The 20,086-nt window shown below is 36.0% G+C and carries 19 protein-coding genes and 1 riboswitch; of the genes, 14 read left to right on the forward strand and 5 right to left on the reverse strand.

The genetic code is table 11. The features are described from left to right. Window positions 1–23: 23 nt before the first annotated feature. The 9 genes from MHB53_RS22580 (at window position 24) to MHB53_RS22620 (ending at window position 8,746) form a co-directional block, all read left to right on the forward strand. Window positions 24–1,175 (forward strand): Gfo/Idh/MocA family protein, encoded by a 1,152-nt coding sequence (locus tag MHB53_RS22580; RefSeq protein ID WP_340922694.1) that lies wholly within the window; start codon window positions 24–26, stop codon window positions 1,173–1,175. Between the two features lie 29 nt (window positions 1,176–1,204). Continuing rightward, entirely contained in the window at window positions 1,205–1,390 is a 186-nt protein-coding gene (locus tag MHB53_RS22585) for a hypothetical protein (protein ID WP_340922698.1), read from the forward strand. 37 nt (window positions 1,391–1,427) lie between these two features. Then, a complete protein-coding gene (locus MHB53_RS22590; RefSeq protein WP_340922700.1) occupies window positions 1,428–2,102 on the forward strand; it encodes a GntR family transcriptional regulator in 675 nt (224 codons plus the stop codon). 35 nt (window positions 2,103–2,137) lie between these two features. Further along, entirely contained in the window at window positions 2,138–3,244 is a 1,107-nt protein-coding gene (gene uxuA / locus MHB53_RS22595) for a mannonate dehydratase (protein ID WP_340922703.1), read from the forward strand. Next, window positions 3,220–4,065, forward strand: a complete 846-nt coding sequence (locus tag MHB53_RS22600) for an SDR family oxidoreductase (protein WP_340922705.1) — start codon at window positions 3,220–3,222, stop codon at window positions 4,063–4,065. The genes uxuA and MHB53_RS22600 overlap by 25 nt, the downstream gene beginning before the upstream one ends. Before the next feature lie 374 nt (window positions 4,066–4,439). Further along, a complete protein-coding gene (locus MHB53_RS22605) occupies window positions 4,440–4,817 on the forward strand; it encodes a VOC family protein (RefSeq protein ID WP_340922707.1) in 378 nt (125 codons plus the stop codon). Between the two features lie 117 nt (window positions 4,818–4,934). Continuing rightward, the gene (locus MHB53_RS22610; RefSeq protein WP_340922709.1) at window positions 4,935–6,281 is read left to right on the forward strand and encodes an MATE family efflux transporter; all 1,347 of its coding nucleotides are present in this window, start codon (window positions 4,935–4,937) and stop codon (window positions 6,279–6,281) included. Window positions 6,282–7,120: 839 nt separating this feature from the next. Beyond that, window positions 7,121–7,507, forward strand: a complete 387-nt coding sequence (locus MHB53_RS22615) for a hypothetical protein (RefSeq protein WP_340922711.1) — start codon at window positions 7,121–7,123, stop codon at window positions 7,505–7,507. Window positions 7,508–7,762: 255 nt separating this feature from the next. Then, on the forward strand, window positions 7,763–8,746 hold the full coding sequence (locus MHB53_RS22620; protein ID WP_340922713.1) for an aldo/keto reductase: 984 nt from the start codon (window positions 7,763–7,765) through the stop codon (window positions 8,744–8,746). Window positions 8,747–8,814: 68 nt separating this feature from the next. Here MHB53_RS22620 and MHB53_RS22625 read toward each other — a convergent pair whose 3' ends face one another. The 4 genes from MHB53_RS22625 to MHB53_RS22640 form a co-directional block, all read right to left on the reverse strand. Further along, entirely contained in the window at window positions 8,815–9,297 is a 483-nt protein-coding gene (locus tag MHB53_RS22625; protein ID WP_340922717.1) for a QueT transporter family protein, read from the reverse strand. 8 nt (window positions 9,298–9,305) lie between these two features. Next, window positions 9,306–9,350: riboswitch (PreQ1 riboswitch) on the reverse strand. 103 nt (window positions 9,351–9,453) lie between these two features. After that, window positions 9,454–9,675, reverse strand: a complete 222-nt coding sequence (locus tag MHB53_RS22630) for a hypothetical protein (RefSeq protein WP_340922720.1) — start codon at window positions 9,673–9,675, stop codon at window positions 9,454–9,456. 109 nt (window positions 9,676–9,784) lie between these two features. Then, window positions 9,785–11,194 (reverse strand): DUF4179 domain-containing protein, encoded by a 1,410-nt coding sequence (locus MHB53_RS22635; RefSeq protein ID WP_340922723.1) that lies wholly within the window; start codon window positions 11,192–11,194, stop codon window positions 9,785–9,787. Then, window positions 11,175–11,714, reverse strand: a complete 540-nt coding sequence (locus tag MHB53_RS22640; RefSeq protein WP_340922727.1) for a sigma-70 family RNA polymerase sigma factor — start codon at window positions 11,712–11,714, stop codon at window positions 11,175–11,177. Before MHB53_RS22640 ends, MHB53_RS22635 begins: the two co-directional genes overlap by 20 nt. Before the next feature lie 179 nt (window positions 11,715–11,893). Here MHB53_RS22640 and MHB53_RS22645 point away from each other — a divergent pair, with 179 nt between their 5' ends. Then, window positions 11,894–12,124 (forward strand): excisionase family DNA-binding protein, encoded by a 231-nt coding sequence (locus MHB53_RS22645; RefSeq protein WP_340922731.1) that lies wholly within the window; start codon window positions 11,894–11,896, stop codon window positions 12,122–12,124. A gap of 87 nt (window positions 12,125–12,211) precedes the next feature. Beyond that, the gene (locus tag MHB53_RS22650; protein WP_340922734.1) at window positions 12,212–13,354 is read left to right on the forward strand and encodes an HAD family hydrolase; all 1,143 of its coding nucleotides are present in this window, start codon (window positions 12,212–12,214) and stop codon (window positions 13,352–13,354) included. 244 nt (window positions 13,355–13,598) lie between these two features. Here the strand turns inward: MHB53_RS22650 and serA are convergent, their stop codons facing one another. Further along, window positions 13,599–15,185, reverse strand: a complete 1,587-nt coding sequence (gene serA, locus MHB53_RS22655) for a phosphoglycerate dehydrogenase (RefSeq protein ID WP_340922737.1) — start codon at window positions 15,183–15,185, stop codon at window positions 13,599–13,601. A 464-nt stretch (window positions 15,186–15,649) separates the two neighbouring features. Here serA and MHB53_RS22660 point away from each other — a divergent pair, with 464 nt between their 5' ends. The 3 genes from MHB53_RS22660 (at window position 15,650) to mgsA (ending at window position 20,033) form a co-directional block, all read left to right on the forward strand. Further along, on the forward strand, window positions 15,650–16,639 hold the full coding sequence (locus MHB53_RS22660) for a Gfo/Idh/MocA family protein (RefSeq protein ID WP_340922742.1): 990 nt from the start codon (window positions 15,650–15,652) through the stop codon (window positions 16,637–16,639). Window positions 16,640–16,673: 34 nt separating this feature from the next. Then, window positions 16,674–19,424: a GTP-binding protein gene (locus MHB53_RS22665; protein WP_340922745.1), complete on the forward strand. Its 2,751-nt coding sequence runs from the start codon at window positions 16,674–16,676 to the stop codon at window positions 19,422–19,424. Between the two features lie 204 nt (window positions 19,425–19,628). After that, window positions 19,629–20,033 carry a methylglyoxal synthase gene (gene mgsA / locus MHB53_RS22670; RefSeq protein WP_340922747.1) on the forward strand — a complete coding sequence of 135 codons (405 nt, stop codon included), beginning with the start codon at window positions 19,629–19,631 and terminating at the stop codon, window positions 20,031–20,033. Window positions 20,034–20,086: the final 53 nt, after the last annotated feature.

Here is a 20,086-nt window from a genome sequence, read left to right on the forward strand (position 1 = left end):
GATTTGTACAAGGAGTGTTTTAAATGTTGAAAGTTGGAATTATTGGTACTGGAGCAATTGCTTCCTCACACATTGAAGCATACTTCACATTTCCGAGTCGATGTAAAATTGTTGCGTTATGTGACATATATCCTGAAAAAGCGGAAAGTACAGCATCAAGATTTAATCTTGATGCTGACATATATAATGATTATCAAGCGATGTTGGAACGGGCAGATATAGATCTTATTTCTATATGTACACCACCATATACACATGCAAATACCAGCATTGACGCATTAAATGCAGGAAAACATGTACTCGTTGAAAAACCAATGGCGTCTTCATTAGATGAATGCGACCGAATGCTGGCAGCGGCTGAAAAAAATAACAAAATTTTATCTGTCGTTGCACAAAATCGCTTTCGCTCGTCAATGATGAAATTAAAACAAGTGCTAGATTCAAAATTAATGGGGCCGATTGTGCATACTCAAGTAGATTCCTTTTGGTGGCGTGGCCATAGTTATTATGATCTATGGTGGCGGGGTACATGGGAAAAAGAAGGTGGCGGCTGTACATTAAATCATGCTGTTCACCATATTGATATATTTCAATGGATGAATGGGATGCCTACTGAAATTACTGCAGTAATGAGCAATACCTCCCATAATAACGCAGAAGTGGAAGATATATCAATAACTATTGGTAAGTATCCAGATGGAAGTCTTGCACAAGTTACGAGCTCTGTCATTCACCATGGTGAGGAACAACAGCTAATTTTTCAGGGGGAAAATGCCCGGGTATCAGTGCCTTGGAAGGTAAAGGCATCAAAGTCGAAAGAAAATGGATTTCCGCTTGAAGATAAAGAATTAGAAGGAAGAATTGAACAACAGTATAACGATTTGCCTGAATTACAATTTGAAGGGCATGCGGGCCAAGTTGATAATGTGTTAACAGCGATCGAAGAGAACAAAGATGTGTTGGTTAATGGTGAACAAGGAAGGCAAACATTGGAATTAATTACAGCTATTTATCAATCTGCTAGTTTAGGTTGTACTGTAAAACTTCCTCTTAATAGTGACAGTCCTTTTTACACGCGTGAAGGTATCATGAAGCATGCTACACATTTTTATGAAAAAAATACCAGTGTGGAAAATTTTTCGGAAAACAAGATTACTACTGGTGGTAATGAATAATATTGTTACAATGAAAGGAGGAAGCGATAATGAACAAAAACGCTGGAATGAATTATGCACTTAAGGGCATTAAAATCAATAAAGTCGATGAAAATGGTGAGTTTTTGTTTGCTGCAATTGGTCTAGATCTTGGTACTTTGGGAGACGAAAATGCTATTAAAACGGCAGAATTATCTACACACGCAGAGGGAAATGCAATGAAAATTAACACTTAGAAGTATGGTGAAAGGGTGAGAGAAAATAAATAATTACTTGGGTGCAAAAGAAGGACAACGGGGCTCTACAAGAGATTTTTCTTACAATAAACTAAAACAGAAAATTCTTAACTTGGAATTAGAGCCAGGAACGAAAATATCGGAAAATGAAATTGCAGAAGAATTTAAGGTGAGTAGAACGCCTGTCAGAGAAGCCTTTATGAAACTAGCCCAAGAAGAACTTCTCGATATCATTCCACAAAGCGGCACAATTGTTTCCCGAATTAATTTAGAACATGTAGAAGAAGGACGATTTATTCGAGAGAAACTTGAAACAGAAATTGTGGCGTTGGCTTGTGAAAATTTCCCGGAGGAATACTTGTTTCGTTTAGAAACAAATATTGCATTGCAAGAGCTTTGTGTAGGGAAAAACAACTACCATCAGCTATACGAGCTTGATGTAGAATTTCATCGGATTATATTTCATGGATGTGGAAAAGCGCGTACATGGGATATGCTTCAGCTTTTAAATAGTCATTTTAATCGTTTAAGAATGCTACGCCTTTCTCGAGACTCCAATTGGGAACATATTATTTCACAGCATAAAGAAATATATGAATTAATTAATAATAAAGATGCTGAAAGAGCAAGGTGTGTAATGGTAAAACATCTAAGAATGGTAGTGATTGAGAAAGATCAATTAATGAGAGACTATCCACATTACTTCATTTAAGATAAAGTCTATTATTATTTTAAGGAGAAAAGCACATGAAGGTTTCATTCCGCTGGTTTGGTAGCAAAGACGATAGCATTTCATTGACGCATATCAAACAGATTCCTGGAATAGAGGGGATCGTGGGAACACTTCCGGACATTCCAGCCGGTGAATTGTGGCCACAGGATAGAATAACGGCACTTAAAGGGGAAATTGAGCAGTATGGCTTGAAACTTGAGGTGATTGAAAGTGTCAATATTCATGAAGATATTAAGTTAGGCCTACCTACTCGTGATTATTATATCGAAAATTATATAGATACAATTCGGAATTTATCGCAAATTGGTGTAAAGGTAATTTGTTATAATTTTATGCCTATTTTTGATTGGATTAGATCCGATTTAGCAAAGGTTCTGGCTGATGGCTCAACAGTCCTTGCTTATGAAAAAGCTAAAGTGGAAACCGTTGATCCTTCTGTCTTATTTGGAAAGATGGAAGGAGAGGCAAATGGCTTTTCACTTCCTGGGTGGGAAGCGGAAAGGCTTAAGTTAATCAAAGATTTATTTGAATTATATAAAGATGTGACTGAAGAAGATTTATTTAATAACTTAAAGTACTTCTTAGAGAAGATAATTCCTGTTGCAGAAGAATGTGGCATAAAAATGGCGATTCATCCAGATGATCCACCTTGGTCAGTATTTGGGTTACCGCGGATCGTGACAAATAAAGAAAATCTACTAAGGATCATTCAACTCGTTGATAGTCCATCTAATGGGCTTACAATATGTTCAGGTTCATTAGGGGCCAATCCTGAAAATAATATACCTGAAATAATGAGGTATTTTTGTGAAATGAATCGTGTGCCATTTGTACATATTAGAAATATCAAACTTTATGAAAATGGTGATTTTGAAGAAAGATCACATTTAAATAGTGATGGTTCACTTGAAATGGTCGAAATCGTCAAAGCTCTTCATGCTACTGGTTTTACCGGCTATTTTCGACCAGATCACGGACGGATGATATGGGACGAGGAAGCTCGTCCAGGATACGGTTTATATGACCGCGCACTTGGAATTATGTATATATTGGGAATATGGGACAACCTAGAAAACCTAAAGAAAGGGAGAACAAAATGCTTCCAATCAACGATCGGTTAAAAGGAAAAGTCGCAGTCGTTACAGGTGGAGGAGGTGTGCTTGGCAGTTATATGGCGAAGGAACTTGCTAGACAAGGTGTGAAGGTAGCCATTTTAAATCGGACTTTCGAAAAAGGAAAAAAAGTCGCAGATGAAATCATTCGCCAAGGTGGAACGTCACTAGCTGTTGAGTGCAATGTTGTAAATATGGAAAATGTAAAAGTAGCGGAAGAGGCTGTATATAACGAATTCGGAAAATGTGACATCTTAATTAATGCGGCAGGTGGGAATCATCGTGATGGAATGACAACAAATGAGATATTGCAATTAAATGACTTAAGTAATAAGGACATCAATACATTCTTTGATTTAACACTCGAAGGGTTTGAGTTTGTTTTTAATCTTAATATTATTGGTACGTTAATACCTACGCAGATTTTTGCGAAAAAAATGGTTGGCAATAATGGAACCATCATTAACATTTCATCTATGAGTGCACCAAGCCCAATGACAAAAGTGCCGGCATATAGTGCAGCTAAAGCCGGGATTGAAAATTTTACGAAATGGGCTGCTGTTCATATGGCGGAATCTGGCATTCGTGTCAATGCAATTGCACCCGGCTTTTTTCTCACTGAACAAAATAAAGCCATGCTAAAAAACGCTGACGGATCAAATACAGATCGTACAGAAAAAATTATAACCCATACTCCAATGAGGAGGCTGGGTAACCCAGAGGATTTGCTTGGCACTTTATTATGGCTTGTTAATGATGAAGCAAGTGGATTTGTAACGGGAATCAGTGTGCCAGTTGATGGTGGATTTATGGCTTATTCTGGTGTGTGAGTTTCCTTCAGCAAATACCCAAAAGTAAAAAAATATTGAATTGTCTTGAAACACACCAGTATGCACGGGTGTCAGGTGCTACTACGATAACTGTTTGTATGTTTTTGCGATATTAGTGTTAAGCGGGAAATAAAAAATAGGTTACCTAAAAATTGCTAAAGGATTCTTCCTTTGGCAATTTTATTTGTTATGTGAAATCCATGATTGCAGAAACGATGAAAAGGATAGAAATACGCCTGAAATGCAGAGAAAAAAGACCTGTAAAAATATTAATCTATAAGCTTCTATTTATTGCGGATTATATTAGATGAATGTGATAATATAGAGCGATGGATTTTTGTTAGAAAAATACAAAAAAAGGTGTGATGAAACCATTGATAAAAGTACTTGGTCTGCATCATCTTAGTATAGCGATTACGAATTTAGAGAAGAGCAAATTATTTTACGGCGAAATATTAGGGCTTCAAGAATTACCTCGTCCTAATTTCGATTTCGAGGGAGCTTGGTATCAAATTGGAACCCAGCAAATACATTTAATTGTATTCCCCCATTCTAAAACGCTAAGAAATTGTGATGAAATTAATACAATAGATAGTCATATCGCACTTCAAGTGCAGAATTATCAAGAAACATTGGATTATTTAAGGAATCACGATGTTCCGGTGATAGAAAATACAGGCACAAAAAGTGGTTTAAAACAAATTTTCTGTTTAGACCCAGATCAAAACATTATAGAGTTGAATTTAGGATAGTAAATATCACAAGACAGTGATTGTTCAGTAAGTACGTTGGCATCTAACAGTATGTATAAGTAAGCTGATTTATACATGGCATGTGGATGCCTTTTTTAAAAGGAGATATAAGAGCTTATGAGTAAGGTAACAAAAAAGAAATTAACGCTATTTGCATTAACATGGCCAATTTTTATTGAATTGCTTCTTCATATGTTAATGGGTAATGCCGATACATTAATGTTATCGCAGTATTCAGATCAATCAGTTGCTGCTGTAGGTGTATCGAATCAACTACTATCACTTGTTATAGTTATGTTTGGTTTTATCTCAACTGGTACAGCTGTTTTAATTGCACAAAGTATTGGGGCCAAAAAAAATAGCACTGCTAAAGAAATTGCGGTTGTTTCAATCGGAATGAACTTACTTTTTGGTGTGGTATTAAGTTTACTGGTCTTTATTTTTTATAAACCAATCTTGGCAGTGATGGACTTACCGAGTGAACTTTATGACGAGGCAGGGATCTATTTAAAAATTGTTGGTGGTTTTTCTTTTATTCAAGCGATCATTATGACCATCGGAGCAATTGTACGTTCTTATGGTTTCACAAAAGATATTATGTATGTGACGATAGGCATGAATATTATCAACGTAATAGGTAACTACTTATTTATATTTGGCCCATTTGGTTTACCAGTTCTCGGTGTGGAAGGTGTCGCTATCTCAACTGCTGTTAGTCGGTTTATCGGGGTCATTGCGGCAATTATTATATTATTTAAACGTGTTCAAGGGGAATTTCCATTTCAAATGTTATGGAAGGTCCCAAAAGCACATGTTCAAAATTTATTACGAATCGGAGTTCCATCTGCTGGAGAGCATTTATCATACAACGCATCACAAATGGTCATCACTTTTTTCATCGCAATGCTAGGAACAGAAGCACTTACTTCAAAAGTTTATGTACAAAACGTTACAATGTTTTTAATGTTGTTTGGAATGGCAATTGCGCAGGGAACGCAAATTATTGTGGGGCATATGATCGGTGCTAAAGAACTGGAGCAAGCGTATAAACGAGGTTTGGATAGTTTAAGAAAAGCAATTATCCTCGCTTTTGGGATGGCAATCGTCGCGTCTATTTTTTCAAAGAATCTCTTAGGCATCTTTACATCCAATTTAGACATCGTTCAAACTGGAAGTATCTTAATTATACTTTCTATCATACTCGAGCCAGGTCGCGCATTTAATATGGTTTTAATTAATTCATTAAGAGCTGCTGGTGACGTTAAGTTTCCCGTGTATATAGGAATCATGTCAATGTGGGGTGTATCTGTTCCACTAGCATACATACTAGGGATACACTTTGATATGGGCCTACTAGGAGTCTGGATCGCCTTTATCGCAGACGAATGGCTACGGGGAGTACTAATGCTAAGACGTTGGAAAGCAAGAGGCTGGCTAGAAAAAACACGCTTCTTTGTAACATGAACAGAAATGCGGAGGCGCAGTAGCTAGACATGAAAAAGGAATATCGGCTAAGATCGCCACGTCGTGTGGCAACGTCCATATGACCCACATCGTGTGGGCTAAGATCCAGCTCCTTGTTCCTCGATGTAGGTTTTGGATTATGTCGGTGAAAGATTCAATTATTAATAAAGGAAGGGGGTGTCCAAAAAGGCATATAATTGGCTTTTTAGGAGACCCTCTCAATTTTATACTCATCGCGAAAAAGGCACGACCTGATCATTGGACCCCTCCCTGCGAAAAAAGCAGCACTAAGGTAAATCGAACGTCTACCGATTGCCCCTCACTGCAAAAAGAGCAGAACTAAGGTAAATCGAACGTCTACCGATTGCCCCTCACTGCAAAAAGAGCAGGCCTAAGGTAAATCGAACGTCTACTGATTTCCGCTCACTGCAAAAAGAGCAGGACTAAGGTAAATCGAACGTTTACTGATTTCCGCTCACTGTGAAAAAGGCACTCCCAAGGTCAATTGCTCCCCCTCCCGCTCCAATATCAACTGATATTTTTCTCTAAATCAGAGCAAGATGAAAAATCAGCAGAAAGCCTTTTTAACGATTTTCCTACTTATCGGACAGCTCCTTCCTTTTAATGTTTTTGGTTTCAGCTTCAAAAAGGTAGTTCAAAGTATTTTTGAAATCTTGTATATTCCTATCAAAGAGAAAATATATGATTAAATAAAAGAAAGTGTACGAAAATACTAAGTTTTTATTCTGTAACATGGACAGACACTAACAAATAGTCATATAATAAGGTCATATATACATAGCACAAAAATGAATCACGTATAAAGGGGGGATAAATAAATGTCTGTTGTGAGAATCTTGACTGGTCTTTGGAAAAATAGTACGGAGACAGGCGATAAAGCGAAAGATCCTAACCTAAAAACTCGTTATTATAAAATAAGTAAGCGCAAACTATTGGACCGAATAACGTTTGTTGTTAATAATAAGCTTAAGGGATGGAGTATCACCCACGTAGATCAGGATCGCGGTGAAATGTTAATTGAAAAAAAGGGAACTGTAAGACAAAACCAAATTGTTATCTCAGTCTACCAAGTGGAACCGTTGACTTCTGCTGTTGATATCGTGTCCGCGTATAAGGAAGGCTTTGGCGATTTAGGATTAAGTTATTTTACAGTTATCAAATTCTTTGAAATATTAAACAAAGAAGTTCCAGCCGTTAGTAAATAATATGAATCGGACTAAGTATGCTGTAATAGTAAAAGCAGAAACTTAGGCCGGTTTTTTGTATCCGAGTGTAATGGACAGTAATTTCATGATGCATCTATGCTGATGTGGAAATGCCCTCTAGCGCGGGGGATTTCTAAAACTTTGACTTCATGTAGATTTGGGATCTGTTAGGTTTAAATACTTTGTTTATTCAACGGATAAAGAAAAATGTAAGTGTTATCATTAAAATATACAAATATTTCAGGAGGCATAACCATGAAGTATCGAAAACTAGGTAATACAGGTATAAATGTGAGTGAGGTAAGCTTTGGTACTTGGGCGATTGGTGGAGCTTGGGGGAAAACGAATGATCAAGAGTCATTGAAAGCTTTGAATTATGCAATAGGTCAAGGTGTTAATTTTTTTGACACTGCAGATGTGTATGGTGATGGCCATAGTGAAGAGCTGTTAGCTAAAGTGACCAAAGGGAAGGAAGACGAGATATTTATTGCAACAAAGTTTTGTAGAAGTGGTGATATTTTATCTAAGGAAAATTATTCATATGAAGCTGTTCGAACATATTGTGAAGCTAGTTTGAAACGTTTGAACCGTGAAGCGCTTGATTTATATCAAATTCATTGTCCACCGACTGATATTTTAAAAGATGGAGCAGTATTTGAAGTGCTTGATCGTCTGCAAGAAGAAGGGAAAATTAAGAATTATGGTGTAAGTGTTGAAACAGTCGAGGAAGGTTTGCTTTGTTTGGAAAACCATAATGTAAAAACATTACAAGTCATATTTAATATTTTTCGTCAAAAACCATTGGAAGCACTTTTACCAGAAGCGTATAAAAAAGATGTTGGTATACTTGTCAGATTGCCACTTGCTAGCGGTTTACTCACTGGAAAATTTACAAAAGATCATATTTTTGAAGAAAACGATCATCGCAAATTTAATGAGAATGGAGAATCGTTTAATGTAGGGGAAACCTTTGCTGGTCTTGGCTTTGCAAAAGGGGTTGAACTTTCAGAACAGTTAACATGGATTGCTAAAGGAAGGGATTCTATGGCAACCTCTGCATTGCGCTGGCTACTTGATCAAAAAAAAATATCTTGTATTATTCCGGGATTTAGAAACATCGGGCAAATTGATGAAAATCTAAAAGCATTAAAAGAAAAGAGTTTTACAGATATAGAAATGAATAAAATATCTAGATTTTATCAAGAAAATGTAGAATCATTCATTAGAGGTCCCTATTAATCTATAATAAAAACAAAACGGCCTAAGTATGCTGCTATAATAAGAGCAGAAACCTAGGCCACTTTTTATTAAATTAGCTTTCCAAAATGGATGCGTTTGTTCAATGCAATCATCAGTGGTATACCGACTAACATGACAATAAACTCTCCTATTGCGACAGTTAACCATGTGAACAGAAAAGGAAACCCAAGTGCCAGATTCAATTCAAACGCAATAATAAACATCGTAAAGGTAAAGATGAGTGTGTTAAATATCATCCGATTTCTCATACTTTTAATGAATCTTGCGGAGAAAATTGTAATGGATAAGGCAATAATCGATTGGCTTACACCGAATACTAGATCAAACCAGCCAAGTGGTGAAAATAAGTTTGTTAGAAACACGCCAGCCACAATTCCGAAAATATACTTTTTATTAAAAACAACAAGATGATTAAACACCTCAGAAACACGAAATTGGATGTTAGTGAAACCGAATGGTGCGATAAGTGCAAAAATCGCACAATATAACGCCGCTATTACAGCGTTTATTACAAGTGTTTTTATTTTCATTTAAAAATCTCTCCCTAGTTTTTTTGCGTGGGATGGTTACGAACCACGTTGTATATGGACCCAAGGAGGTATTGTATAATAGATTAGGTGGTTACGTCAATGGTTTGCATAAAAAAAGGACCTTCCATTTAGTGGAGAGCCCTGTGCAAATGCTAATTAATCACTTACTGTTTTTCCTCTTGTCAGTTGTTCGAACTCCTTCATATCTTCATTATTTGTTTTGGTTAGGTGGAATGGATTATTTGTTTTATTCATATCTATCCTTATACCCATTTTGCTACTAGCTGTTCCTATAGAATCATTAATAATTCCTTCTTGCTTGCCGTCGAAATGAGGGTCAGAATTAGCCCCTAAGTCCCGTTTTTTATCTGGCATCATTATCAGCTCCTACTGAGTAGGTTGGGACCAATAATGAAAAATATACGTGGGAATATAGAAAAATTCGAAAAAAAACCACTTTCCAGTAGAGGAAAGTGAGAAAAAGTTATTACTGTTTTAAATCTATTTTTATTGGTTCCATTTTAATTGGATTATTTGAACTTAAAGTACCAAATGGAACCATAAGAGAATAATCAGCGTAATCAAAATCATCAGTGTTCTCAATGATAAAAGTAGATTGGAAATGTAACTCGTTCTCATTCGTTCGTTTAGCTTGATCGCTGAGAATCGTAAAGCCAAGCGTTTCATCGATTAGTTCACTTTGCTTATCTACTTTGATATCATCTGTTTTTATTATTTTTATGAAATCGGCGAAGTTCTGAATGATATCCTTTTTAAAATCGTCCATGCTAATATTTTGAATGGTATAATCTACAGTTAATTTTTCCTCGTTCGTTACTATGTTGTTTACGTTTATCTTATATTCAAATCGATCGCTTTCAATCGAGAATGGGGTAGGACTATTCAATGATTTGATTGTATCCTTTTCAACTTTTTTTATTTCAGGATAAACCATTAAATAATTGGCATTCTCATCAATTTTGCTTGTGAAAAGTTCTCTTACCGATTTCTCTACCTTTCCATTCAATTCATTCATGTTTAATAGATCAGTGCTGTTTTTCGATAGCCTATTCTTGTTATCATCAAAAACAGTTATGTTTATTTCATCAACTACCCCGGGCATTGGTACAATGGTAGTGTACTCAAACATTGTCGTAGCTTTTCCCTTAGTAATAGATTTCATGTTAACAGTATAATCACCATCTTTTGATGTAGTTTCATAAACGGTAGATATTTTTTCAAAAGGAATTTGTTTAACAGGAACATCGAACTTCCAATTACCTTTTATATCGGCCATCGAAGTGAAAGTGAGAGGGATAGTAAAGTTGGCGGGAATTTGTTTATCTGGATTGTAAAATTCGACTGCCCCAATAAAACCATCCTCCATCTCCTTTAAATCAGTACTACTTGATGACCATTGATTTTTAGCTAATCCATCAAATAAATGGTAGCTATATCCCGATACGGGGCGGTTACCCTCATCGATATGTTTGATTGTTAGATCTTTCCCGGTCGTTTTAAATGTAACACCGATGACATTCCCATCATAATAGGCACTTGTTATAGTAATATCAACACCATTATTGCTGGCTTTTTCATTAAGTGATGTGATTAGGTTATTCGTATATAGTTCATTTCCCACTGGAGATGTAAAGTTTTCATAAATGGAACCTAGCAATGGTACGTTCGCTAATACATTTGATATCGGTGTAAATAGGAAGCCAGATGCAAGGAAGAGAGAGGCAGCAGCTGTTGAAACAAATAAGCTAGATTTCATCTTCCTTTTTTTGGTTTTACTCTTTTTTCCATTTGATATTGCTTTTGCAATGACGGAACTCACATCTTCCTTTGGCACTTCAATTTCATTTATCTGTTTATCAAGCCATTCCTTGTTCATAGTAATTCGCTCCTTTCAACGCTTTTTTTAATTCCATTTTCGCACGATGAAGATGGGGCTTTATTGTCCCCTCTGGTTTGTCCATCGTTTCCGCGATATTGGCAATGGATAAATCATGATAGTAAAAAAGAATAATAACTGATTGATAATCATGCTTTAGTGTAGATATTGCATTAGTTATATCAATCCTAGATTCAATTTTATCTGTTTTGTTTTCGGTAATATTTTCAAAAAATATATCACCAGTTAAAACATTTCTTTTTTTCTTTTTTAGGACATCATAAGCTGTTCGAATGAGAATTTTAGTAAGCCATGTGCTGAAATACTCCGGATTTTTCAAGTGTTTAATAGAAATGAAAGCTTTATACGTAGTTTCTTGAAGCACATCTAATGCGTCGTCCTTATTGCGAACATATAGATAAGCTGTTCGATAAAGCTTGTCACTATCGTTCGTTATCAGTGTTTCAAAGGCTCTTTCATTTCCTTTGACGGCTTTCTTTACAAGTTTTATATCAGTCATATTTCAACCTCCTTTCACACCTTAGAGAGAGTATCAATCAGAAAAGTTTCAAAGAATTTTATTTAATTCGATTGAATAGATGAATTACTATAGTATGTAGGCGAAAAATGGATCTAATGGAAGTATAATAGAAAGAAGAAAAACATGTTGAAAATTAATTATCAGGGGAGGGAAGAATCATGTATTTAACAATAAAGGAGACAGCAGAGTATTTGCAATTTCCGATAGATTTTATAGAAAGTCTTGTTCAGCAAGGGAAAATAAAGGCGCTTCATGATGGGGAAAGTTATATGATTAACAAAGAACAATTTAATGATCACCTTGAAAAAATGGAGAAGTATAAAAAGCAATTAGCAGAATGGCAAATGGAACCATTACCTGAGGATATAGATATAAAAGATGAAGACTAATCTTGAATATTCACATTATTATAAGGAAATTAACCTTTCACTGTGGTACACTAAAGGGAAGAAGCGGTAGGGGAAAAGGGGATTGAAATGATTAAAACAGTTTTATTTGATGTGGATGGCGTATTATTAAGCGAAGAACGTTATTTTGATGCGTCCTCATTGACAGTATGGGAAATTTTATATAGCAACAAATATTTAGGACTAGCTCCCGAGAAATATAAAACGGATATCAATGATAAGGATATTACTAAAATCCGTGCGGAAATATTTCAAAGCGACCGTGTGCTTAAGCTAATGAAATCTCATGGTTTAAATGCGAACTGGGATATGATTTATCTAACTGTATGTTATCAGCTTATTCATATATTGGAACAGGTAAAAGGCATAGAGAAAGGTAATATTGAAAACTGGGTATCAAATGAAATAGATCGTAGTGTAATACAAGAGATTGCTGGTGTTTTATCCGGGAAACTAATAACCTTAGACTTTGCAGGAATCCTAACTGGCTTTGAAGAGGCAGAATTATCGAAAGAAGGTTTATTCTCGCATATTGATCAGATTGCACGGGAGCGATTGGGTGTTAATACAACAGTGTTTGGTCAAAAAGGAGCGCTTTGGTCGATGTGTGAGCACGTTTCCCAAGAGTGGTATGTTGGTGATCAATTTGTCTTAGCTTCTACAGGGAGACCATCTGTTCAAACTGGAAAAAAAGGATTTTTATCTGATGAAAAAATATTAGCCGACTCACAAGAGATTTCCGATCTTTTCATAGCATTGAAAGAAGCAGGAGTAACAATTGGTATAGGAACTGGTCGCCCAGAACTTGAGACAATTGAACCGTTTAAATATCTAAATTGGTTGGAGCATTTTGATATGGATAATATTGTTACTGCTGATGATGTTTTGGAAGCAGAGCGTGAGTTTCCTGACAATCCTGCCCTGGCAAAACCACATCCATATACATATGTATTAGCTTTATCTGGTAAAAAGAAGACGGCGAAAGAATGCATAGAAGAACCAATGCCTGTAGCGCATGGTAAAGAAACAATGATTGTGGGCGATTCACTCGCGGATCTATTGGCAGCACAAGAAATGGGCTGTACATTCGTAGCTGTTCTTACAGGTCTATCTGGAAAAGATGCACGCGCGGAGTTTGAAGAAAGGAAAGCAGAGTACATTCTTGATAGTGTGCTTGATGTTAAGGATTTGGTATTGTCTTTAGTGAAATAAATGATAGATAAGAAAAAATCCAGTCCGGGAAGTGAAATCTCGACTGGATTTTTGTTTTTCGCCTCATATTCAAGGTTAGCTCTCAAAATACGAGACACTCAGACGAAATGCGAGCCACCGCACGGAATACAAGCCACTCGCTCGAAATACGAGCCGACGCAAAAACATTCTTATAAAATTGAGTCTATGTAAAACACAAAAAAGGATCACCTCGTTATGTGGAGGTGATCCTTTTGATTAGAAATTAATTTGTAAGTTCAAGAAATTGTGCGCCAGCCAAACCTTTTAATTCGACTAGGGCTTCAATGACATTTTGTTCTACTTTTTTATCAAGTGTGAGAATCATGATAGCGTCACCGCCGACATCAGCACGGCCCACCTGCATTGTACCAATATTTACATCGAAATCACCTAGAGTCGAACCAACGCGTCCAATCATACCAGGGATATCATGATGCTTAATATATAATAAATTATCAGGACGGACATCTACACGGTAATCATTCATTTTGACAATTCGTGCTCCGTAGCCATTTAGTACTGTTGCACCGATATTAGATTTATTGGCGCCTTTATATAGAGTAAGCTCGACATAGCTTGCGAATCCTTTTGTTACTGGATTTTTAGCTACATTTGAAGAAACGCCTTGATCTTTCAATAAATGTAGGGAGTTGATTAGATTTACACTGTCACCTAAGTGGTATGACAGAACACCCTTGATAATTATACGAGTTAATAAATCAGTATTTTCTTTTGCTAACTCGCCGTAATAGTTGATTTCTACTTTGTCGGGAGCTTCTTTTAGTAATTGGATGGCAAGCATACCCATTTGTTCTCCAAGTGTAATAAATGGTTGTAGCTTTTTATGTGTTTCACCAGAGATTTTTGGCATATTTACTGCATGACGAATCGATTCTGTTTCAAAGATTTCAATGATTTCCTCACTTACTTCATGTGCCACTTTTTCTTGTGCTTCCACAGTAGATGCACCCAAGTGTGGAGTCACAACTACATTTGGGTGACCCAGAAGCTCGTGGTTAGTTGAAGGCTCAGTTTCGAAAACATCTAAAGCAGCACCGGCAACTTGGCCAGATTGTAATGCCCGTACGAGAGCAGCCTCATCAATAATACCTCCACGCGCGCAGTTAACAATACGAACATCTTGTTTTGTTTTGGCAAAGAACTCATCATTAATGATGCCTCTTGTTTCTTTTATTAAAGGTGTGTGAATCGTGATAAAGTCAGCTTCCTGTGCAATTTCATCTAAAGTTGCTTTTGAAATACCAAGCTGTCCAGCTCTATCTTCTGTTAAATATGGGTCATATCCAAGTATTTTCATTCCGAAGCTTTTAGCTCGTGTTGTAACTTCTGTGCCGATTTTACCCATTCCAACGACACCAAGCGTTTTTCCATACATTTCGACGCCTTTAAATGATCCGCGTTCCCACTTTCCTTTAGAAGTGGAAGCGTGAGCGTGTGGAATACTCCGAGCAAGGGATAGCATCATGGCCATTGTAAGTTCCGCTGCTGAAATTGTATTCGCTCCAGGCGCATTGATAACGATGATTCCTTTTTTTGTTGCTGCAGCAACATCAATATTATCTACACCTACGCCAGCACGAGCAACTACACGCATATGATCCGCGTTTTCTAGGATATCTTCTGTAACTTGTGTCGCACTACGAACAATAAGTGCATCATAGTCTTTGATAATGTTTTTTAATTCTTCTGGTGATAATCCAGGCAGTTTATCCACCGTGAATTTTGGATGGTCATACAATGCTTTTAACCCTGTATCACTGATTGCTTCTGCTACAAGTATTTTATACATAATTGTTCTTACCTCCTATGATATGATTGATGTAATGCCGAATATATTTTGGGAATGAAAACGCCCCCATAACAGGCGCGTGCGCCTTGTTATGAGGGACGTGATATCGTGGTTCCACCCTCGTTCGCTATTCGTAGTTAAATAGCCTCGAGTCATTAACGGCGTGCGCCGGGCCAAGGGCCGGTTCAGAAGTGCTGGGCATTTAAAGAAAAAATATCGGTTTTCACCAACCACCGATTCTCTTAGACTTTTTCTTTATACCTTCTTCATCATTACTTTTATCGTTATTCTGAATTAATTGAAAATGAATATACAAAACATAATACCACAGCATTTTAGTAATTTAAAGAGTTAAATGAAAAAATGTAAAAAAATTTGCATGATCCATGCAAGATTTGTCGAAATGCAATATAGTAAGAATAATTACGTTTTATTTTATATAGATTTAAGGGAGGAAGATATAAATGATTAAATTTGGTGTAGTCGGAACGAATTGGATTACAGATTCACTCATTCAGGGAGCTTCTGATTTAAAAGACTTTCAACTAACAGCTGTTTATTCAAGAACAGAAGAAAAAGGACATGAGTTTGCAGGAAAGTATGATGTAAAAAATGTTTTTACAGATATAGAAGAAATGGCAAAAAGTGATACTATTGACGCTGTTTATATTGCTAGCCCGAATTCATTGCATGCAGAGCAGTCTATTATATTTTTAGAAAATGGAAAACATGTATTATGCGAAAAACCGATTGCATCTAATCCAACGGAACTAGCTTCTATGATTAATGCAGCAAAAGAGAATAATGTATTATTGATGGAGGCCTTAAAAACCACCTTTTTACCGGGCTTTGCTGCGCTCCAACAAAATTTACATAAAATTGGCCAGGTGAGGCGCTATGTTGCAAGTTATTGTCAGTATTCATCTCGATATGATGCTTACCGAGCAGGAACTGTTTTAAATGCCTTTAATCCTACATTTTCAAATGGTTCGTTAATGGATCTTGGCGTATATTGCGTTTATCCGCTTGTCGTTTTATTTGGAAAACCTAAAAATGTGAAAGCAATTGGGACAATGCTTGAGTCAGGAGTGGATGGTGGAGGAAGTCTTATACTTGAATACGATCAATTTGAGGCTGTTATCACACATTCTAAAATAACAAATTCCTATTTACCGTCGGAAATTCAAGGCGAGGAAGGAAGTATCATTATTGAAAAGATATCCACCCCCGAAAAGGTAGATATTCATTATCGTAATGGTACAACAGAAAAGGTTGGTAAAGAAATGCTTCATCCATCTATGTATTATGAAGTAGAAGAGTTTATCAACTTAATTAAATCCGGTAAGTATGAGTCTTCAGTGAATACATATGAAAATTCTATGACTACAGTACAGATTGTAGCTGAAGCAAGAAAACAAATGGGACTGATTTATCCGGCTGATAAAAAAAATTAAGAAGTCATTAAATCAGAAAGACGGTGATTTGAACATGGTAATGGAAGAATCATTGATCCAGAAACTATACTATGAAAAATTGGTATTAAACACTGAAAAACATGATCAACCAATTGCGATATTAGGAGATTTATATTTTAAAGAACAAAAAAATGAACTACCAGATCTCTCCAATATTCGTTTTGCCCAAGGAGAAGTATATTTTCACAATAAGGATTTCGAAGCCGCGATATTCAAATGGGAAAATATTCAAAATGAACTTGAACCATGGGCTAAAAAAAATAAGGCGGATGCTTATTTTGAATTAGATTTACTAGAGACGGCTGAAAAAATTTATCAAAGCATTAAAACAGATTCTTTAACTTTAAATACAGAAATCACTTTACAGCTATTTGGAATATATTTAGCCGAACAAAGAAAGCTAGATGCAGATCAAATGATTAAACAGGCAGTTATGATAAATCCTGATTATCCTAATGTGACAAAATTAGCACGTGCTTTTTTTGAAGATCAGCATAATTGGAGTAGCTCAATTGAACTTGCAGTGAATGAGGCAATGAGAACAAGCTCACTGAATTGGTTTCAGATCTTAAATATATATGTTGAAAATGGTTATACAAAATCAATAAATCCAACTTATTTTATTCCAGCAATGTCTCTATTATCTGACATGGACATGGAACAATTTGAAATATCAGTTGTTGACCTTTGGTTAAGCTATGAGCAAGAAGAGACCTATTTATCTTGGATTTGTGAAGCAAGTCAATTAATACTTGAAACTGATTTTAATCATGAGTTTAAATTACGACGCCTGCCTACTCTTTTGCAGGAAACATATATGGATTTAATAAGCGGAAAGTATTATATCGTGGAAATACAATCTGTGGTCCCCGATTTGTTAAAAGCATGGATGAAAATAGCAGATTCTTCAACTGCCTTTTATGCCTCAGCAAGCCTGCTTGCTTGGGAAGATATTTTCCCCAATAGCTTGGAGAAAGAGGAAATAGAAAAGGCTGAGTTTGTTTTATCAAATACGCATGGTGATAATAGTCTAATGGAAGAAATGCTAGATATATTTAAAATGATCGAGAAAAAGGCGTTTAAACAGCAGATTGAAGTAGATCAATTTTCTGCATGGATGATTAACAGATTGGCGGAATTCGGTAATCGACGTGTGCTTATTGGTGGAAGTCCTGAAAGTGAGAAATTAGATGTAATCACAACAATTATTGGTCAAGAAGCTAAACCGTCAAATGCAAACGCGGAGACAATTTTGTACAGATATGGTTCCAATCCCTCTGTTCAAGCAGTTACAGAAGTAGGTATCATTCCACTTGCTTCCCAATTTGACGTGAATGAAGTAGCTTCTAATCCCAATACGATCATTGATATAGCAGTAGATAAACCATTATTTGATAATAAACAAATGGCTATCGTACATTTGCCAAATTATAATTGGTCCAGTATAGATGATAACGTAATCCCCGACTCTGTTAGACTTGCGGATAATATATTATATATACTTAATGATAGTGCGCCGTTTTCAAGCAATGAATTAACAAATCTGTTGAATATGAAAGAAAAAAATCCTGGACTTCAAGTAGATTTTATTTTGAAATTATCTGCTGAAAATGGGAATGATCAAGAATCAAGCGATCTGTTGAATGATACGAAAAAACATATAAAGGATTATTTTCCGGGTGCAAACCTTGTTTCTTATTCAACTACCTTGGACAAATCCAATGAATTGGATAAATTGTCTCGTTTCCTTCAGAAGAGCATGGAAATGGAAAATTGGCGGCATAATCGGATAACGAATACTTTATATTATATGAAACAGACGCTTATTTATCTGGCTCAACAACAAATCAGAATTGAAGAGGAACTGTCTAACGTAATTGATCGGGACGAAGACATTTTGTCGAAAATTCAAGGTTCAATCCATCAGCTTCATGATATGGAAGAGGATAAGAAACAGGTTATTCAGGAAGCGTATCAAGCAATAAAAATAGAAATAAAGACTGAATTTGTTAAAAACATACCTAACTTAATTAAAGGATCGTCCGACATTATTAAAGAAGATAGTGATTTTAGAAATATTCACCTAGAATTAAATGAGGAAATGAATAAAAAAATAAATCTTTATATCCAAAATAATGTCATGCCGATTTATATTAGTTCACTTCAAGACTGGATAACTTTTGCACAGAATGAACTTACACTAAGCCAGGAACAGTTAACAGAGTGGGAGCATAGTTTTAATACTTTGCTAGGTGAGGATAGAATACAAGCTTCCTGTGACTTTCAAATACTTAATGATTGGCAAAGAGATGCTGATAGAATGACGAGTTCATTTGATATGGAGCAGGAAAACATTATTTTGCGTAGAACACCTTCCCAAGTATTATTAAAAGGTGCAGGAAAATTATTTGGAGCCATGCCAATAAATAATAAAGTGTTAGCAAATGCGTACAAAAGCTTTATTGTAAATGAGGATTATCAAGAAGTGACAGAATCCATATCTAGAAAGTTCTTTCTGCAATTTGAATTATTCGAAAAAGCAATTGCTCGCGATATTCATATTTTCTATAGGGAACCCTTTAGTGTATTAGAACACGCAGTTGCGGAATTGAATAGTGAAAAGGAAAAGAATCAGGCTGATTTGTTAGCAATTAGGTCAAACCCTGAAGTATTTCGTGATCCATTGACCTTGTTTGAAGTAAGGATTCGTCAATATGAATGGATGAACTATGCAGATCAGGTGAAGATAGAAGCGAGAAATTAAGCTTTTATTTGTATCTATCAGCTTAATGGCTGGTTATAATGACAATGTTGATTTTTGGCTCAACTTAGCTCTCGTTTCATCCAGAAGAGCAATCTTTTAACATATTGAAAGCTAGGAGAAAACTTGATTTCTCACAAATGAGCTGAAAATTATTTACTCAACAATAGTGTTTAACATAGCCTTCCAAATAAGGAGGAACATAAATTGAATATTACTTTAATTGCACATGATAAAAAGAAAGATGATATGATCCGGTTTGCAACAGCATATAAACCTATTTTGGAACATCATACGTTATTTGCGACAGGTACAACGGGTTTACGGATTATGGAGGCAACAGGATTGGATGTTCATCGTTTTCAATCAGGTCCACTTGGAGGCGATCAGCAAATAGGTGCTTGCATTGCACAAAATGATATGGACATGATATTATTTTTCCGCGATCCATTAACAGCACAACCACATGAGCCGGACGTTTCTGCATTAATGCGTTTATGCGATGTGTACGGAGTGCCATTAGCTACAAATATGGGAACAGCAGAAATCTTGATCCGTGGACTAGCAGAAGGTCATCTTGACTGGCGATCAGCAATGGATAATGAAGAATGAAACATCAATATGAAAAAATGGCTGACTCATCACTGAGCCAGCTATTTTTTTTG

It is taken from the genome of Bacillus sp. FSL K6-3431 (assembly GCF_038002605.1).
Classification (GTDB): Bacteria; Bacillota; Bacilli; order Bacillales; family Bacillaceae_C; genus Lederbergia.

What these genes read in the sequence shown, in the direction of transcription:
- MHB53_RS22640 (WP_340922727.1), bottom strand. Translation starts at nt 11,714, where the DNA reads ATGACTGATATAAAACTTGTAAAGAAAGCCGTCAAAGGAAATGAAAGA.
- MHB53_RS22625 (WP_340922717.1), bottom strand. Translation starts at nt 9,297, where the DNA reads ATGAAAATAAAAACACTTGTAATAAACGCTGTAATAGCGGCGTTATAT.
- serA (WP_340922737.1), bottom strand. Translation starts at nt 15,185, where the DNA reads ATGTATAAAATACTTGTAGCAGAAGCAATCAGTGATACAGGGTTAAAA.
- MHB53_RS22650 (WP_340922734.1), top strand. Translation starts at nt 12,212, where the DNA reads ATGATTAAAACAGTTTTATTTGATGTGGATGGCGTATTATTAAGCGAA.
- MHB53_RS22585 (WP_340922698.1), top strand. Translation starts at nt 1,205, where the DNA reads ATGAACAAAAACGCTGGAATGAATTATGCACTTAAGGGCATTAAAATC.
- MHB53_RS22620 (WP_340922713.1), top strand. Translation starts at nt 7,763, where the DNA reads ATGAAGTATCGAAAACTAGGTAATACAGGTATAAATGTGAGTGAGGTA.
- MHB53_RS22610 (WP_340922709.1), top strand. Translation starts at nt 4,935, where the DNA reads ATGAGTAAGGTAACAAAAAAGAAATTAACGCTATTTGCATTAACATGG.
- uxuA (WP_340922703.1), top strand. Translation starts at nt 2,138, where the DNA reads ATGAAGGTTTCATTCCGCTGGTTTGGTAGCAAAGACGATAGCATTTCA.
- MHB53_RS22600 (WP_340922705.1), top strand. Translation starts at nt 3,220, where the DNA reads ATGCTTCCAATCAACGATCGGTTAAAAGGAAAAGTCGCAGTCGTTACA.
- MHB53_RS22615 (WP_340922711.1), top strand. Translation starts at nt 7,121, where the DNA reads ATGTCTGTTGTGAGAATCTTGACTGGTCTTTGGAAAAATAGTACGGAG.
- MHB53_RS22660 (WP_340922742.1), top strand. Translation starts at nt 15,650, where the DNA reads ATGATTAAATTTGGTGTAGTCGGAACGAATTGGATTACAGATTCACTC.
- MHB53_RS22665 (WP_340922745.1), top strand. Translation starts at nt 16,674, where the DNA reads ATGGTAATGGAAGAATCATTGATCCAGAAACTATACTATGAAAAATTG.
- MHB53_RS22635 (WP_340922723.1), bottom strand. Translation starts at nt 11,194, where the DNA reads ATGAACAAGGAATGGCTTGATAAACAGATAAATGAAATTGAAGTGCCA.
- MHB53_RS22630 (WP_340922720.1), bottom strand. Translation starts at nt 9,675, where the DNA reads ATGATGCCAGATAAAAAACGGGACTTAGGGGCTAATTCTGACCCTCAT.
- MHB53_RS22580 (WP_340922694.1), top strand. Translation starts at nt 24, where the DNA reads ATGTTGAAAGTTGGAATTATTGGTACTGGAGCAATTGCTTCCTCACAC.
- MHB53_RS22645 (WP_340922731.1), top strand. Translation starts at nt 11,894, where the DNA reads ATGTATTTAACAATAAAGGAGACAGCAGAGTATTTGCAATTTCCGATA.